Origin of the sequence: Nonomuraea sp. NPDC003560 (genome assembly GCF_042878785.1) — a bacterium.
Lineage (GTDB): Bacteria > Actinomycetota > Actinomycetes > Streptosporangiales > Streptosporangiaceae > Nonomuraea.
This window is the reverse complement of the sequence record NZ_JBIAOF010000005.1, coordinates 329,362-345,790: the sequence shown is the minus strand read 5'-3', so window position 1 is coordinate 345,790 and position 16,429 is coordinate 329,362. Positions and strand designations below refer to the sequence as shown.

Annotated in this window: 14 protein-coding genes; 10 read left to right on the top strand and 4 right to left on the bottom strand. The window is 71.3% G+C overall.

Annotated elements, in window-relative coordinates; genetic code table 11:
* Positions 1-94 precede the first annotated feature (94 nt).
* Positions 95-1,063 carry an ABC transporter substrate-binding protein gene (locus ACFYUV_RS22225; protein WP_387670980.1) on the top strand — a complete coding sequence of 323 codons (969 nt, stop codon included), beginning with the start codon at positions 95-97 and terminating at the stop codon, positions 1,061-1,063.
* 10 nt (positions 1,064-1,073) lie between these two features.
* On the opposite strand, the gene ACFYUV_RS22220 is transcribed toward ACFYUV_RS22225, so the two are convergent.
* Entirely contained in the window at positions 1,074-2,147 is a 1,074-nt protein-coding gene (locus ACFYUV_RS22220; RefSeq protein WP_387670979.1) for a PLP-dependent cysteine synthase family protein, read from the bottom strand.
* Positions 2,148-2,395: 248 nt separating this feature from the next.
* Between ACFYUV_RS22220 and ACFYUV_RS22215 the strand changes: the two genes are divergently transcribed.
* Complete coding sequence (locus ACFYUV_RS22215) at positions 2,396-2,983, top strand: sigma-70 family RNA polymerase sigma factor (RefSeq protein WP_352324845.1); 588 nt, start codon at positions 2,396-2,398, stop codon at positions 2,981-2,983.
* On the opposite strand, the gene ACFYUV_RS22210 is transcribed toward ACFYUV_RS22215, so the two are convergent.
* Positions 2,980-3,915, bottom strand: coding sequence for an anti-sigma factor RsbA family regulatory protein (locus ACFYUV_RS22210; protein WP_387670977.1), 936 nt, complete (start codon positions 3,913-3,915; stop codon positions 2,980-2,982). The two genes, ACFYUV_RS22215 and ACFYUV_RS22210, sit on opposite strands and share 4 nt — an antisense overlap.
* A 172-nt stretch (positions 3,916-4,087) precedes the next feature.
* Between ACFYUV_RS22210 and ACFYUV_RS22205 the strand changes: the two genes are divergently transcribed.
* From ACFYUV_RS22205 to ACFYUV_RS22195, 3 genes are all read left to right on the top strand, one after another.
* Positions 4,088-4,393, top strand: a complete 306-nt coding sequence (locus ACFYUV_RS22205; RefSeq protein ID WP_352324847.1) for a hypothetical protein — start codon at positions 4,088-4,090, stop codon at positions 4,391-4,393.
* 112 nt (positions 4,394-4,505) lie between these two features.
* Positions 4,506-5,198, top strand: a complete 693-nt coding sequence (locus tag ACFYUV_RS22200) for a polysaccharide deacetylase family protein (RefSeq protein ID WP_387670975.1) — start codon at positions 4,506-4,508, stop codon at positions 5,196-5,198.
* A 21-nt stretch (positions 5,199-5,219) separates the two neighbouring features.
* Positions 5,220-5,870 carry a DUF2461 domain-containing protein gene (locus ACFYUV_RS22195; RefSeq protein ID WP_387670973.1) on the top strand — a complete coding sequence of 217 codons (651 nt, stop codon included), beginning with the start codon at positions 5,220-5,222 and terminating at the stop codon, positions 5,868-5,870.
* 3 nt (positions 5,871-5,873) lie between these two features.
* Here ACFYUV_RS22195 and ACFYUV_RS22190 read toward each other — a convergent pair whose 3' ends face one another.
* Positions 5,874-8,312, bottom strand: a complete 2,439-nt coding sequence (locus tag ACFYUV_RS22190; RefSeq protein ID WP_387670971.1) for a hypothetical protein — start codon at positions 8,310-8,312, stop codon at positions 5,874-5,876.
* Between the two features lie 299 nt (positions 8,313-8,611).
* Complete coding sequence (gene typA, locus ACFYUV_RS22185) at positions 8,612-10,462, bottom strand: translational GTPase TypA (RefSeq protein ID WP_387670969.1); 1,851 nt, start codon at positions 10,460-10,462, stop codon at positions 8,612-8,614.
* 278 nt (positions 10,463-10,740) lie between these two features.
* Between typA and ACFYUV_RS22180 the strand changes: the two genes are divergently transcribed.
* The 5 genes from ACFYUV_RS22180 to ACFYUV_RS22160 are packed head-to-tail and all read left to right on the top strand — an operon-like array spanning position 10,741 to position 16,419.
* Positions 10,741-11,139 (top strand): hypothetical protein, encoded by a 399-nt coding sequence (locus ACFYUV_RS22180; protein ID WP_387670968.1) that lies wholly within the window; start codon positions 10,741-10,743, stop codon positions 11,137-11,139.
* Positions 11,136-12,359, top strand: coding sequence for an NRAMP family divalent metal transporter (locus ACFYUV_RS22175; RefSeq protein ID WP_387670966.1), 1,224 nt, complete (start codon positions 11,136-11,138; stop codon positions 12,357-12,359). The genes ACFYUV_RS22180 and ACFYUV_RS22175 overlap by 4 nt, the downstream gene beginning before the upstream one ends.
* Positions 12,356-13,150, top strand: coding sequence for a hypothetical protein (locus ACFYUV_RS22170; protein WP_387670964.1), 795 nt, complete (start codon positions 12,356-12,358; stop codon positions 13,148-13,150). Before ACFYUV_RS22175 ends, ACFYUV_RS22170 begins: the two co-directional genes overlap by 4 nt.
* 55 nt (positions 13,151-13,205) lie before the next feature.
* A complete protein-coding gene (locus ACFYUV_RS22165) occupies positions 13,206-13,952 on the top strand; it encodes an AMP-binding protein (protein WP_387670963.1) in 747 nt (248 codons plus the stop codon).
* 52 nt (positions 13,953-14,004) lie between these two features.
* Positions 14,005-16,419, top strand: coding sequence for a LuxR C-terminal-related transcriptional regulator (locus ACFYUV_RS22160; RefSeq protein WP_387670961.1), 2,415 nt, complete (start codon positions 14,005-14,007; stop codon positions 16,417-16,419).
* Positions 16,420-16,429: the final 10 nt, after the last annotated feature.

The window sequence follows — 16,429 nt, the reverse complement described above, 5'->3', positions numbered from 1 at the left end:
TTTCCTCCCCTTGTTTGCCCGATCGTGGTGAAGTATGCCAGGTTAGGCAGGGCTAACCTAATTTAGGTTCGCCTTACTTCAAGAAAGGGTTCCGATGAGAGCGTGGCGGGTGCTGGCCGGTGTGCTGCTGGTGGCGGGGGTGGCCGCGTGCGGCTCGACGGAGCCGGCGGCCACGCCGTCGGCCGACCCGGCGGCCAGGACGATCGAGCACGCGATGGGCTCGACCAAGATCTCCGGGCAGCCCAAGCGGGTCGTCGCGCTCGACCAGAGCTTCGTGGACGCCGTGCTCACGCTGGAGACCCCCGTGATCGGCTACACCACCTACCGGTCGATCGACACCAAGCTGCCCGACTACCTCGGCCCGCTCGTCGCCCGGTACGGCAAGGAGGCGACCCCGGTCGGCACCCTGGAACAGCCCAGCCTGGAGAAGATCGCCGCGCTCAAGCCCGACCTGATCGTCTCGGCCAAGGTCCGGCACGAGGCCCTGTACGACAAGCTGTCGAAGATCGCGCCGACGGTCTTCAGCGAGACGACCGGCGCCATCTGGAAGGAGAACCTGCGCCTCATGGGCCGCGCCCTGGGCAAGGAGGACCTGGCCGACTCCCGGATCAAGGCGTTCGAGCAGCGCGCGGGCACGATCGGGGCCGCGATCAAGGAGAAGGCGGGCGGGAAGCTGCCGACCGTCTCGATCGTGCGCTTCGCCGGTGAGCCCACCGTCCGGCTCTATGTCGAGAAGTCGTACTCCGGGGTGGTGCTGAAGGACGTCGGCTTCCCCCGCCCCGAGGGCCAGCCGACCAAGGACGACGCCATCGCCGTGGACGTCAGCCAGGAGCGCATCGCCGACCTGGACGCCGACCACATCTTCGTCGCCACCTACCCGGACCCGGCCAGCGACGGCCCCAAGGAGAAGTTCGTCGGCAACCCGCTGTGGGGCCGGCTCAAGGGGGACAAGCACGAGGTCAGCGACCTGACCTGGATGAGCGCCGTGGGCGTCCAGGGCGCCCACGCCATCCTGGACGACCTGGCCAAGACCTTCTCGGTCGACCCCGCCAAGGCCGCCTAGGCTCCGGCGCTCAGCGCGGCAGGAACGCCCGCAGGTCGGCCAGGTGCGGTTCGAGGTCGAGCCCCTGGCCGGCCAGCCATTCCGGGTTGTCGTAGGTGCCCTTGTAGCGGTCGCCGCGGTCGCAGATCAGGGTGACGACGCTGCCCTGGACGCCCGATTCGCGCATCTCCCTGACGAGCTCGACGCACGCGGCCATGTTCGTCCCCGTGGAGCCGCCGACGTCCAGGCCGGTGACCTCGCGGGTCCAGTGCATGGCGGCGATCGAGCGGGCGTCGGGGACGGCGATCATGCGGTCGATCACGCCGGGCAGGAACGACGGCTCCACCCGGGGGCGCCCGATGCCCTCGATCCGCGACCCCGAGGCCGTCACCGCGGGGTCGCCGGAGACCCAGCCCGGGTAGAACGCCGAGCCCTCCGGGTCGACCACGGCCAGGCGGGTGGGGTGGCGGCGGTAGCGGATGTAGCGGCCGATCGTGGACGACGTGCCGCCGGTGCCGGCGCCCACGACGATCCAGGCGGGCTCGGGGTGCGGTTCCATGGACATCTGGGAATAGATCGACTCGGCGATGTTGTTGTTGCCGCGCCAGTCGGTCGCGCGTTCGGCGTAGGTGAACTGGTCCATGAAGTGGCCCCCGGTCTCGGCGGCCAGCCGGTGAGATTCGTCATAGATCGCCCCGGGGTCGGCGACGAGGTGACATTTCCCGCCGTAGAACTCGATGAGGTGGCACTTCTCGGGCGACGTGGACGCGGGCATGACGGCGATGAACGGCAGGCCGAGCAACCGGGCGAAATACGCCTCGCTGACCGCGGTCGAGCCGCTGGACGCCTCCACGATCGTGGTGGCCGGGCCGATCCAGCCGTTGGCGAGGCCGTACAGGAACAGGGACCGTGCGAGCCGGTGCTTGAGTGAACCGGTCGGGTGCACCGATTCGTCTTTCAGGTAGAGGTTTACGCCCCAGTGCGAGGGAAGCGGAAAGACGTGCAGGTGAGTGTCACAACTTCGGTTGGCGTCGGCCTCCACCTTGCGGATGGCCTCCGCCACCCACCGACGTGTCCCCGTGTCGTGACGGTCCACAGATTCCATGTCCATACGCTATCCCCTGTGACTCTGACCACTATTCCTACGAAATTGGGTGGGTAGTGTTATGATAATGAGACTTGTCCGGCCGTGGACGTGACCACGCACGCCGCGAGCAGATGGACGACAAACCCCTTCTGACCTATGCGGACTCTCCTAACGCGTCCCTTACCTGGGAGTTGCGAGGATGAGGAACGCTGTCAGGCGGCTTGTGCCGAACGGGGGATAGCGCAAGGGGGAATGAATTGATCACTATGACCGATGAGCAGCGTCAGGACTGGTTCGAGCGCGATGTCGTGCCCGTGACGTCGCAGCTGTTCGCTTCCGCCATGCGCCTGACCCGTAACGCCGCCGATGCCGAGGACCTGGTGCAGGAGACGGTCGCCAAGGCGTACACGTCCTATCACCAGTTCCGTGAGGGCACCAACCTCAAGGCGTGGCTGCACCGCATCCTCACCAACAACTTCATCAACGACTACCGCAAGAAGCAGCGCTCGCCGAAGTTGTCGGCCGCCGAGGACATCGAGGACTGGCAGCTGCACGCCGCCGAGTCCCACACCTCGACGGGCCTGCGCTCGGCCGAGACCGAGGCGCTCGACCGGCTGCCCGACAGCGTCGTGATGAACGCCCTGCGCTCCCTGCCCGAGGACTTCCGCGTGGCCGTCTACCTGGCCGACGTCGAGGGGTTCGCGTACAAGGAGATCGCCGAGCGCATGGGGACGCCCATCGGCACCGTGATGTCCCGTCTGCACCGTGGCCGCCGCCAGCTCCGCGGCATGCTGGAGGACTACGCGCGGGAGGAGGGCGCCGTGCGCCTTCCCGCCCCCCGCGCCGCCGCCTAGGGAGAGTCCAGGGACAGGCGAAGGCGGACGCGTAACAGGCCGCCTTCGTCGCGCAGCTGCACCCGGTCGCAGAGCTGCCGGCTGATCCAGAGCCCGTACCCCCGCGGGGACTCGGGCTCCGGCGGTATGTAGCCCGGCAGGGGGTCGTCGAGCGCCCCGCCGGGATCGGCGATCTCGCAGACGAGGTCGCGCTCCTCCACCCACATCGTGATCGTGCCGAACCCGGCGCCGTGCTCGACGCAGTTCCCGGCGATCTCCGAGACGCTGAGCACCAGCGAGGAGATGAGGTTGCGGTCCATGCCGGCCGTCCTGGCGTAGTCGCCGACGGTCTGGCGCAGGCGCTTGAGCTCGCGGGCCGTGAACCGCACCAGGCAGGCCCCGGGGCCCGGCTCCGGGAACGGCGCGTCGTCGCCGTCGAGCACCAGCTCGTGAGGCTGCACGAACCGCCCGCTGGCCGCCTCACCCCCCGCCCCCAGCACCAGGGGATGGACGACCGGGGTGAGCTCGCGGACGGGCTCGGGGACGTCGCGCAGGTCGTACAGGCACAACATGACGGACGGGGCCGCGGCCAGGGCGGCGTTGACGACCGAGTCGTAGCGGATGAGGTCCTGGATCCGCGGCTCGCTGAGATCGGTCCAGACGGGCTCGCCGACGACCAGGGTGGGCCGGCCGCGCGTGTACTCGTGGTAGGCGGCCAGCATCCGGTGGGGGTGGCCGTACCAGGCGCCGGCCGGGCGGCTGTCGATGCGCCGCGCGTCGCCGTCGAGGGCCTCGGCCAGCAGCGCCAGCCGGTCGGGGCGGTTGACGACCAGCACGCGCCGGTCTTCGTCCAGCGCGGTGCGCACGCGCGGCACGACGAGGTCGAGGAAGGCCCGATCGGAGTCGTACGGTACCGCGACGTGCTTCAGCGACTGTGCCCGCTCACGGCGCACGGCCGAAACGTAACAAGGGCGGCCCGGCCGCGCAACGGCGGAAGCCGACCAATAACGTCGAACGGCCTGCGCGTGACTCCCCGGAGTTTGATGATTACTCCATGTCTTGGACGGCTGATGCCCGTTGCTGGGTACATCTGTTGTGTACGGAAACGTCGGCAGGGGGTGGCGTGTGACCGAAGCCCGCGCGGCGGCGGAGAAACTCCAGGCGGAGCTGCACGGGCTGGGAGTCACCAGCGCGTACGAGGTGGGGGACGGAGCGACCATCTCGGTCTGGATAGGTCTCGTCGTGCACTACAGGGACGGTTTTTACCGTTGGCAGGAAGGTCCGGTTAAACGTCGTCATCTGGGTACGGATCCGGTTGGATGTGCCATGCGCGTGGCGCGCCGCTACAAGGAGCTGCACGCGGATATCCCACTCTGGTGGGACGACCTGGCCAGGGAACTACGGGGGAGACCGGTCCAGGACTATCCGTAAGGCCCCCGCGTGCGGTGTTTCGGGGGAAAACATGCGCATTTGGGCTTTGCCATTCGTCCTGATCGTTCTCGTGGGCTGCGCCGCCCAGCCGGTGCCGCGCCGACATTCCGCCATGATCCGGCCACAGGTCAGTCCTGAGGTCCTGGCCAAGCGGCTGATCGCGCAGCAGGCCGACTGGCCGCGCAGCCGCCGGTTCGACTGCGGCAAGATCAAGTGTGTGGCCCTGACCTTCGACGACGGTCCAGGGCCCTACACCGGCAAGCTGCTCGACCTGTTGCGCCAGCGCCACGTCAGGGCCACGTTCTTCGTGCTGGGGGAGATGGTGGCCGCCGACAGCGGCGGCCGGATCACCCGTCGCATCGTGGACGAGGGCCACGAGATCGGCAACCACTCCTGGTCCCACCCGTCGCTGACCGGCCTGTCCCGCGAGGGGGTGCGCAACGAGCTGGGGCACACCGACGAGCTCGTCCACCGGCTGACCGGGGTCAAGATGCGGGTGATGCGCCCGCCGTACGGCAGCACCGACGAGGCCGTCGCCGCCGAGACCCGCCGCGAGGGCCTGGCCCAGATCCTGTGGGACGTCGACACCCTCGACTGGCTGCACCGCGAGCCCGCCGCCGTGGTCAGGCGGGCCGACACCGCCAAGGCCGGGTCGATCGTGCTCATGCACGACATCCACCCCACCACGGTCGAGGCCGTGCCGAAGGTGATCGACACGCTGGCCAAGAAGGGCTACACGTTCGTCACGATCTCGGAACTGTACGGCCGCCCGCCCACGCCGGGGCGCACGTACACCGCACGGTGAGCGGCATGGCACGCTTGGGCCATGGCTTTCACCGGCTTCCCCGACGAGGCGTTCATCTTCTACGAGGGCCTTGAGGCGGACAACTCCAAGCACTACTTCACCCGCCACAAGCACCTCTACGAGGACGCGGTCCGCGCGCCCATGACGGAGCTCACCGACGAGCTGGCCGCCGAGTTCGGCCCGGCCCAACTCTTCCGGCCCTACCGGGACGTGCGCTTCTCCAAGGACAAGACGCCGTACAAGACCCATCAGGGCGCCTTCGTCGATCTGATGCCCGGCATCGGCTACTACGTCGAGATCAGCGCCGCCGGCCTGTACGTCGCCGGCGGCCGCTACACCCAGGCCCCCGACCAGATCGCCCGCTACCGCGCGGCCGTGGACGAGGACGTCACCGGCAAGCCGCTGGAGTCGATCATCGCCCGGCTGGCCGACGCCGGCTACACGATCGGCGGCGACCGGCTGAAGACCAGGCCGCGCGGCTTCGACGAGGACCATCCGCGCATCGAGCTGCTGCGCCACAGGTCCCTGTTCGCGGGCGTGCGCCACGAGCCGGAGCCGTGGGTGCACACGGCCGAGGTGCGCGGGCGCGTCGAGCGGGCCTGGCGCGACTTCGCCGCGCTGATCGACTGGCAGTGCGCGCACGTCAGGGGCAGCGAGCTGCCGCGCCGCTGAGCGTCACCGCTGGCCCGTCGTGACCTGGTCGCCCTTCAGGATGCGGTCGACCGTCTGCCCGGCCGCCGAGCTGGCCGCCGTCATGCCCACGGCCAGCGCCAGGGCCAGGGTCGGCGCGGCCAGGCTGCGCACGCTGCGCAGGTTGCGCACCCTGGCCCACGGCTCGCCGGCCAGGTGCATGATCCGCCACTCCCAGAACAGCCCGAGCCCGACGCAGACCATCATCACCTGCCCCACCACGATGGCCACCACCTGCGCCTTGTCGAGGGCGCCGATGTCCGGCTCGACCAGCGTCGACAGGTAGCCGGCCAGGCTGGTCAGCAGGGCCGCCACGGCCAGGTGCAGCGCCTTGGTCATCGGCTGGGTGCCCCGGACGCACGGGTAGAAGTAGCCGAACAGGAAGCCGAACGCGGGCAGGGTGAGCAGGTAGCGGCCGTCGAAGAGGAAGCTGGTCAGGTCCGCGCCCTCCGGCCGGCCGTGGACCAGCGCGAAGGGCAGGCTCAGCAGCAGGCTGACGGTGAACGCCGACACGCCGCTGTGCCAGGGCGTGCAGCCGGCCGCCGTGGCGAAGGCGGTCTCGGGATGGCGGCCGTGCTCGCGCAGCGCCGACTCCAGAGCCTGCCGCCGCTGGTCGAACTCGGCCATCGACATGTCCGCGGCCAGCCTGGTCCGTCCGGCGCGGTACAGCTCCTGCTCGGCGAGCAGCAGCAGGCGCCGGTGCAGGGCCGCGCGGACGAACTGCCGGTGCTCCTCCTGCGTGTCCGGCTCCACGACGGACGCGGGCGGCCCGGCGAGCAGCCAGCGCGCGGTCGGCCAGGCCACGAGCGAGGTGATCGCCAGCAGCGGCAGCGGCACGTCGATGTCGGCCAGCGTCGTGCTGCCGCCGGGCGTGATGTAGAGCACCATCAGCACGACGACCATCGTCGACTCGGCGGCCGGGTCGCGCACGGCCGCCACCCGGCAGCCCAGCCGCCACAGCCGCAGCACCAGCATCACGAACCCGAGCAGCAGCAGCCCGAGCACCCCGCGGACCAGCGGGTCCAGCGGCAGGCTGCCGATCGTCGGGACGCCCGCGCGGGGCACGGCCAGGCTCCACGACCCCGCGTCCAGCCATTCCGTGGGCCAGCCCTGCACGAGCAGGCTCACCACGACCGCGCCCACCACCGCGCTCCGGCTCCACCGCCTGGTCGCCACGGTCACCGCGGCCACGGGGATCATCGCCCAGCTCAGCGCCAGCAGCAGCCGGACGCTGTCGGGCGGGTACACGCCGTCCAGCAGCGCCCGCAGCCACAGGGCCAGCGCCAGCAGCCCGACCGCGGCCTCGGCCCACAGCGCGGCCAGGCGGACGACCACCGGCCTGACCCCGAGGTCCACGCTGAAGCCGACCGCCGCGCCCGCCGCCGCCAGGGCCGCGACGGCTCCGCCGGTCAGCAGCACGCGTCCGGGGAGCTGGCCGTGCAGCCACGACCAGCTCAGCATGCCGAGCCCGACCAGCAGGCCGAGGCCGGTCACCGTGAGCAGGTCCCGGCCGGTCCACGGCGGGCTGGTGGGCAGCACCCGTCCGGCGTGCCGCAGGGCCATCACCGGCACGGCGACGAACAGGATCACGTACCCGACCGGCGACCACTCCGCGGCGACCAGCGGGATGAGCAGGGCCGGCGCGGCGATGGCCAGGCCGACGACCAGCTCCCTGTTGGGCACCCGCTGCCACCACCGCCGGCCGAGCGAGCGCACCAGGAACACCGCCAGCGCGCACGCCGTGAGCACGCCGAGCGCGGTGGCCCAGGAGAAGTCGTCCTCCTCGGCGACGTCGGGGAAGCCGTAGGAGCCGGGGGCCAGCGTCAGGCTCACCGGATAGGCGCCGACGGAGAACCGCAGCAGGCCGCGCTCCTGCCGTTCCGGCTGGATGCCCTCGACGCGCAGCACGGTCCACTCGCCGGGCAGCACGGTGACCGCGCGCTCCACGACGATCAGCGGGAGCGCGGTCGGCGAGGCGAAGTCGAGCCGGAGCAGCCCGTCGACCCTGACCTGGCGCAGCAGCGTCACCGTGAACTCGGCCGTGACGTGCCCCCGCGAGGAGACGATGAGCGGCGCGAGCCGGGTGGTGGGCGCCAGGCTCTGGCCGTCCGCCTTGAGCGCGCCGAACCCGGAGTCGGTCACCTGCGGCAGCGTGCCGGGGAAGCCGCCGCCCTGGCGCAGCGCCTCGGCCAGCGGGTCGTCGGGACGCAGCCCCAGCCGGTGCCTGACGGTGATCCTGACCTGGCGCTGCCGGGGGTCGATCCGCCCCTCGGGGACGGCGTCGAGGTCGGCCGCGCGGGCCCGGGCGACCGAGACCTCGGTGGCGGCCGTACGGGCCCATCCGGCGGCCGGGTCGGCGCGGGCGGCTGCGGCCGCCCAGGGGTTGGTCACGACGGTGCTCTTGGGCCTGTCGGACCCGGTCACGGGTCTGGCTGCGATGGTGCACCAAACAATCGCCCCGAACGACACCAGAGCCAGCCCGAATGAAAGTGCCATCCGGAGCTTTCCCACAATTGGGATGATTCTCCGGCATGGCGAAATGTTCTATGGCATAGGGTCACGGTGTTATCACAGATGGTCTCATGACCACGTTTCTTTACACCGTGACCCGGGAGAGGCGTTCCATCGCGCGTGCTCGGGCCGCCCGTTGACAGGCCCCTCTGACACGGAAACCGCGTGCCACCGGAAAAGGTGACACGCGGCCGTGGTGCGGGGAGAACGAATCAGGCGCGCTTGGCGCGGGCGGCGGCGCGGCCGCGGGCGGCGGCGTCGAGCACGACCTTGCGGATGCGGACCGCGTCGGGCGTGATCTCCACGCACTCGTCCTCGCGGATGAACTCCAGCGCCTGCTCCAGCGAGAGCGTCCGCGGCGGGATGACCTTCTCGGTCTCCTCGCTCGTGGACGAGCGCATGTTCGTGAGCTTCTTCTCCTTGGTGATGTTCACGTCCATGTCGTCGGAACGCGAGTTCTCACCGATGATCATGCCCTCGTAGACCTCGGTGGTCGGCGAGACGAACAGCGTGCCGCGCTCCTGGAGGTTGAGCATGGCGAACGCGGTCACCGGGCCCGACCGGTCGGCCACCAGCGAGCCGTTGTTGCGGGTGCGCAGCTCGCCGAACCACGGCTCGTAGGAGTCGAAGACGTGGTGGACCAGGCCGGTGCCGCGGGTCTCGGTCAGGAACTCGGTCCGGAAGCCGATCAGGCCGCGGGCCGGGACCACGAACTCCATGCGGATCCAGCCGGTGCCGTGGTTGGTCATGTGCTCCATGCGGCCCTTGCGGACGGCCAGCAGCTGGGTGACCGCGCCGAGGTACTCCTCCGGGCAGTCGACCGTCAGGCGCTCGACCGGCTCGTGCACCTTGCCGTCGATGGTCTTGGTGACCACCTGCGGCTTGCCGACGGTCAGCTCGTAGCCCTCGCGGCGCATCTGCTCGACGAGGATGGCCAGCGCCAGCTCACCGCGGCCCTGCACCTCCCAGGCGTCGGGACGGTCGGTGGGCAGCACGCGCAGCGACACGTTGCCGACCAGCTCCTTGTCGAGCCGGTCCTTGACCATGCGGGCGGTGACCTTCGAGCCCTTGACCTTGCCGACCAGCGGCGAGGTGTTGGTGCCGATCGTCATCGAGATCGCCGGCTCGTCGACCGTGATCAGCGGCAGCGGGCGCGGGTCCTCCGGGTCGGCCAGCGTCTCGCCGATCATGATCTCGGGGATGCCCGCGATGGCGATGATGTCGCCGGGGCCGGCCTCCTCGGCCGGCTTGCGCTCCAGCGCCTCGGTCATCAGCAGCTCGGTGATCTTCACCTTCTGGATCGTGCCGTCGGTGCGGCACCAGGCGACCTGCTGGCCCTTGCGCATGACGCCCTGGTGGATCCGGCACAGCGCGATGCGGCCCAGGTAGGAGGAGGCGTCGAGGTTGGTGACGTGCGCCTGCAGCGGGGCGCTGGGGTCGTACGTGGGCGCCGGGATCGTCGACTTGATGATGTCGAACAGCGGCTCCAGGTCCTCCGAGTCGGGCATGCCGCCGTCGTCGGGACGGTTCATGGAGGCGCGGCCGGCCTTGGCCGAGGCGTAGACGATCGGGAAGTCGATCTGCTCCTCGGTGGCGTCGAGGTCCATGAAGAGCTCGTAGACCTCGTCGACGACCTCCTTGATGCGGGCGTCGGGGCGGTCGACCTTGTTGATGCACAGGATGACCGGCATCTTGGCGGCGAACGCCTTGCGCAGCACGAACCGGGTCTGCGGCAGCGGGCCCTCGGAGGCGTCGACCAGCAGCACCACACCGTCGACCATGGAGAGGCCGCGCTCGACCTCGCCGCCGAAGTCGGCGTGGCCGGGGGTGTCGATGATGTTCAGGGTCATGCCGCCGTGCTGGACGGCGGTGTTCTTGGCGAGAATGGTGATGCCCTTCTCGCGCTCCAGGTCGTTGGAGTCCATGACCCGGTCGTCGACGTCCTGGTTCGCGCGGAAGGCCCCGGACTGCCAGAGCATGGCGTCGACCAGTGTGGTCTTGCCATGGTCGACGTGCGCGATGATCGCGATGTTCCGCAGGTCGTCGCGGCTGTTCAAAGGCATGATGACTTCTCGCTCTGTGTCGTGGGGGCGGCCGCGCGAAGTCGCGACCCACCAAGTCTAGTTGATCCCCTCTCGTGACAAGAGCGGGACAAGGCGTCTGCGGCGCTGTAGGGGTGAACGCATCGGCCGGCGCGTCTGATTCCCGGCGTCCCGCATGGATCATGGGCAGAGGGGCAATGAGCAACCGTGAGGGACGAAGGGCTGGTGCTGCTCGTCGCGTGGGGGCAGTTCGCGCTGCTCCTGGGGCTGCTGGCCTATTTCCTGCTGCGAGGCCGCACATGAGGCGGATGGCGGCGCTGCTCGTGCTGCTCGTGGCGGCGGCCGGCTGCGTGAGCCCGGCCTGGGACGACCACGACTACGCGCTCAAGGCCGAGCAGTCCGACGAGAGCGTCTCCTCCATCGTCCAGGTCGTCCGCCTGGCCGTCCAGAACTCCCACCGGCTCACCAGGCCGTACCTCAAGGTCGTGCTCACCGACGCGGCCGGCGAGCTCGACGCGGTCGGCGACCAGTTCGGCGGGGTCCAGCCGCCGTCCGAGCGGTCCGACCAGGTGCGCGACCGGCTGCTCGACCACATCCAGCGGGCCGAGGAACTGGTGGACGACCTGCTCATCCAGGTACGCCGGGACCGGATCAAGGACCCCGCCCAGGCGGCGCGGGAGCTGGAGGCGCTGGGGTGAAGAAGCTCTTCGCCGTCACGCTCGGCATCCTCAGCGCCGTCGGCGGCTTCGTGGACATCGGCGACCTCGTGGCCAACTCGCTGGTCGGAGCCCGGTTCGGGATGTCGCTGGCGTGGGTCGTGGTGGTCGGCGTGGTGGGCATCTGCCTGTTCGCCGAGATGTCCGGCAGGATCGCCGCGGTCTCCGGCCGGCCGGTCTTCGACCTCGTCCGCGAGCGGCTCGGACCGCGGGCGGGCCTGCTCAACCTGGGGGCGTCGTTCCTCATCAACCTGCTCACGCTGGCCGCGGAGATCGGCGGCGCGTCGCTCGCCCTGGAGCTGGCCACCGGCGTCAACTACCTGCTGTGGGTGCCGGGGGTGGCGCTGGTCGCCTGGCTGGTGATGTGGCGGGTCAAGTTCGAGACCATGGAACGGGTGTTCGGGCTGGCCGGGCTGGCGCTGGTGGTGTTCGGGGTGGCGGCGTGGCAGCTCGGCCCCGACTGGGGGCAGCTGGGCAGCCAGCTCGCCGCGCCGCCGCAGGCCGAGGGGGCGGCGACCTACTGGTACTACGCGGTCGCGCTGCTCGGCGGCGCGATGACCCCGTACGAGGTGTTCTTCTTCTCCTCCGGCGGCGTCGAGGAGCGGTGGACGCGCCAGGACCTGGTGACCGCCCGCGCCAATGTGTTCGTCGGCTTCCCGCTCGGCGGCCTGTTGTCGCTGACCATCATGGTCTGCGCCGCCGCGGTGTTCCTGCCGGCGCAGATCCAGGTGGAGTCGCTGGCGCAGATGGTGCTGCCGGTGGGCGTCGGGCTGGGCAAGGTCGGGCTGGCGATGGCGATCTTGGGCGTGTTCGCGGCCACGTTCGGCGCGACGCTGGAGACCGCGCTGTCGTCGGGGTACACGCTCAGCCAGTACTTCGGCTGGCGGTGGGGCAAGCGGGTGCGGCCGAGGGACGCCGCCAGGTTCCACGTCGTGGTGCTGGTCGCGGTCGTGCTGGCCGCGGCGCTCATCCTGACGACCGTCGACCCGGTCATGGTGACGGAGTACTCGCTGGTGTTCTCGGCCGCCGCGCTGCCGTTGACGTACCTGCCCGTGCTGATGATCGCCAACGATCCCGACTACATGAACGACCGGGTCAACAGCCGGTTCACCAACGCCGTCGGCACCGCGTACATGATCCTGCTGTCGGTGGTCGCGGTGGCGGCGATCCCGCTGCTGATCGCCACGAAGGCGGGCCAATGAGGGCCCGGGAGCTCCACGCCGACCTGCACCTGCTCGACCGGCAGGTGGTCGGCGCGGACGACGGCGAGCCCGTGTGCAAGGTGGACGACCTGGAGCTGGCCGGCGACCCGCCGTACGTGGCGGCCCTGCTCGCCGGGCCGCTCGCGCTCGCCCCCCGCATCGGCGGCCTGCCCGGCTGGCTGATGAGCTCGGTGACCACGCTGTTCCGGCCCGAGGAGCACCCGCAGCCCCGGCGCATCCCCATGCACCTGGTCACCGAGATCGGCAGCGCGATCAAGGTGAGCGGCGAGCTCGCCGAGCCCGCACTCGAACGCTGGACGCGGGAGAACGTGATCGCCCGGATCCCCGGCAGCGGCGGCGGGCGCCGGCCCGGCGGAGAGGTCGTGCACGCCGCCGGCCCCGCCCCGAGGATCAGCTGGTTCAAGGGTCGCACGGTGACCGACGCGGCCGGCGAGGCGGTCGGCAGGGTCGCCGACGTGTGGCTGTGCCAGGACGGCCCGCTGCTGATGGGCGTGCAGAACGCGTTCCGGGTCAGCGGCCTCATCGTCGTGCCGCGCCGCACCGGCAAGCTCTTCGGGTACGAGCGCGGTCCGGGCGGCCGGGCCCCCTGGCTGGTCGAGACCCTGATCAGGCGCCGGCTCAAGGGCAGCAGGCTGGTGGCCTGGGAGCAGCTGGCCTGGGAGGGCGGCTCCTGGTCGGAGGAGCCCGGCGCCGGGCTGCGCCTGAACGTGCCCGCCGACCGGCTCGCCCCCCTGGCCGAGCTGTACGAGCGCGAGCCGGGACGTACATAGCAGGTTGCACATTTGTGTGCATGGCAGGAGCCGTCGCGGTCCCTACATTGTCGTCATGACGTGGACAGAGCTGGTTATGGGCTCGGCACCGAGCAAGGGCGACCAGCCGGCGGTGAGCGACGTCAGGACCGGCGAGGTGCTGTCGTACGCGCAGTTCGCCAGGCGGGTCACCCGCGCGGCGGGTGGGCTGCGGCGCGACGGGCTGGCCTACGGCGACCGCGTCCTCATCGACCTGCCGCTCGGCGCGTCGCTGGTGGTGGCGGTCCACGCGGTGGCCTGGGCGGGCGGCGTCGCCGTGCTGGGCGGCCCCGGCCCGGTCCGCATGGTGATCACCCGCGGCCCCCGCGAGCCCGGCGGCGCCGCCGCGGACCGGGTCTACGCCTTCCGCCCCTCACCCGGCGCGCTGCCGTTCGCCGGGCTGCTCAACGCGAGCCCGCTGGAGTTCGGCCCGCTGGCGGGCGCGGCGCTGGCGCCGGGCGGCGGCCGCGTGCTCGACCACGACGAGCTCGCCGCCGACCTGCGCAACCTGGCCGCCCGCCTGGTGGTCGGCAAGGACGACGTCGTCGTCAACGCGGCCGGCGACCTGCTCAAGGGGCTGCGGGTGCTCGACCTGGCCCTGATGTCCGGCGCCCACGTGGTGATCGCCGCCAACGAGCCGACCGTCATCGGCTGCCGGGTGCTGGCCGCCGAGCGCAGGGCCACCATGGTCGTGGCGCCGTACGACGTCGCCAGGCGGCTGCTGGGAAACCCCATTCTGCGCGTTGTGGACGAAAGGGCGATCGTCAGCTCGCTTGGCCTGTGAAAAGTGCGACACTGTGGAAGAGTGTGATCCTTCGGCGACGCAGGGTGAACACATGCCAGAGGCCCCCCGGCACAATCTTCCAGCAGAGCCCAATCGGTTCGTGGGCCGCGAACGCGACCTCGACGACCTGCGCGGGCTGTTCGGCGAGACGCGCGTGGTCACGTTGTGCGGCGTCGGCGGCATCGGCAAGACCCGGCTGGCCCTGCGGGTGGCCGCCGGGCTGGTGGGCGGCTATCCCGGCGGGGTGTGGCTGGTCGAGCTGGCCAGGGTCAGCCGTCCGGAGCAGATCGTCCAGGAGATCGCCCGGGCGCTGCGGGTGCGCGAGGAGAGCGGGCGCCCGCTGCTCGACACCGTCACCGCCCGGCTGCGCGAGCTGCGCTGTCTGCTGCTGCTCGACAACTGCGAGCACCTGGTCGACGCGTGCGCCGAGCTGGCCGCCGAGCTGGTCGCCTGCTGCCCCCGGCTGAGCATCCTGGCCACCAGCCGGGAGCCGCTGCGCATCGCCAGCGAGCTGATCTGGCGGGTGCCGCCGCTCGACCTGCCCGAGATGGGGTACGCCGACGCCGAGTCGGTGCAGCTGTTCATGGACCGGGCCGCCGCCGCCGGCACCCGGCTCGGCCCCGACAGCCTGCCCGACGTGGTCCGCCTGTGCCAGGCGCTCGACGGGCTGCCCCTGGCCCTGGAGCTGGCGGCGGCCCGTACGAGCCTGCTCAGCCCCGGGCAGATCGCCGACCGGCTCGACGACCGTTTCTCGCTGCTGACCACGGGCGGCCGTACCGCCCCTGCGCGGCAGCGCACGCTGCTGGCCACCGTCGACTGGAGCTACGACCTGCTGTCGGCCAAGGAGCAGGTGCTGCTGCGCCGGCTGTCGGTCTTCGCCCGCGACTTCGACCTCGACCTGGCCGAGCAGGTCTGCGCCGAGCGGCCCATCGCCCGGGACGAGATCGTCGACCTCCTCGGCGGCCTGGTCGACAAGTCCCTCGTGCTGTGCGACGAGGAGCGCAGGCGCTACCGCATGCTGGAGACGATCAAGCGGTACGCGATGAAGCGGCTGGAGCGGGCCGGCGAGCGCGAGGACGTCCGAGAGCGGCACCTCACCGTCCTGTGCGACCTGCAGGAACGCCACTTCACGACCGAGATGGTCCGGCCGGGCGTGCCCTGGCCGGAGCGGCTGGAGTGCCTGACGGCCAGCAAGCAGCTCCTCGACGACCAGCGGGCCGCCCTCGACTGGGCCGCCGAGTCCGGCAACGCGCGGCTGGGCCTGCGCCTGTGCGCCGCCAGCACCGCCCTGCTGCCCATCTCCGGCAACCTGACCGAGATCGTCGGCTGGATCGAGCGGCTGCTCTCGCTCGACCTCGAACCCGTGCCCGACGGGCAGGTCGCGCAGGGCAAGGCGTACCTCGCCTACGGGCTGGAGGCCCGCGACGAGCTCAGCCGGTCGCTGGAGGTGGCCACGGAGAGCCTGGCGGGGCTGGGCGAGGAGAACGTGTTCACCCGCTGCGTCATGCACAGCCTCGTGGTCGTCGTCCTGCTCCGCATGGGCCGCATCGACGAGGCGCTGCACCACGCCGAGCGCGGCCTGGCCGAGGCCACCGAGTCGGGCGACGCCTGGAACCAGGCGGCGGGGCTGGCCGGGCTGTCGGCGGTGGCGCTGACCAGGGGCCGGCTGCGCGAGGCCCAGCGGCTGGGCGACGAGGCCCTGGCACGGGCGCGCGAGCACGGCCACCGCTGGCTCATGGCAAGGATGGCCGCCCAGCTCGGCGCCGTGGCCGAGGCCCGCGGCGACCTGGAGACCGCCAAGTCCCGCTACGAGCTGGCCGTCCCGTGGTTGTGCGAGCTGGGCAGCGACTCGGACCTGGCGCGCTGCCTGGCCAGGGTGGGCCGGGTCGCGGCCATGCTGGGCGAGTTCGCCGCGGCCAGGGAGCGGCTGGCCGACAGCCTCGCGCTGAGCCGGCAGACCGGCCAGCGGCAGGGGGTGGCCCGGTGCCTGGCCGGCCTGTCGGTGCTGGCCGAGCACGAGGGCGACCTCGACGGCGCGGTGCTGGCCGCCGCCGCCGCGGCCACGCTGCGCGAGTCGATCGGCCAGCACTCGGCCACGATCCGGATCGAGGAGCTGCTCTCGCGCGCCCGCGCCAAGCTCGGCGAGGGCCGCACGGCCTCCCTGTGGTCGCGCGGCCGGGCGATGAGCCCCGACGCCGCCGCCCGCCAGGTGCTGGCGGGGGAGCGGCCCGCGGCGCCGCCGCCCGCGCCGGCCGAGCCGGTCAGGCACTCGCTGCTGACCGTGCGCGAGCTGGAGATCGCCGGCCTGCTCACCCGCGGCCTGTCCAACCGGGCCATCGCCGAGGAACTGGTGATCAGCCCGGCCACGGTCGCCCGGCACATCGCCAACATCATGGAGAAGCTGGGGTACACCTCACGCGCGCAGATCGCGGTGTGGGCCGCCGAGCACCCCAGCGCTTCTGCATAGGGATCTGCAT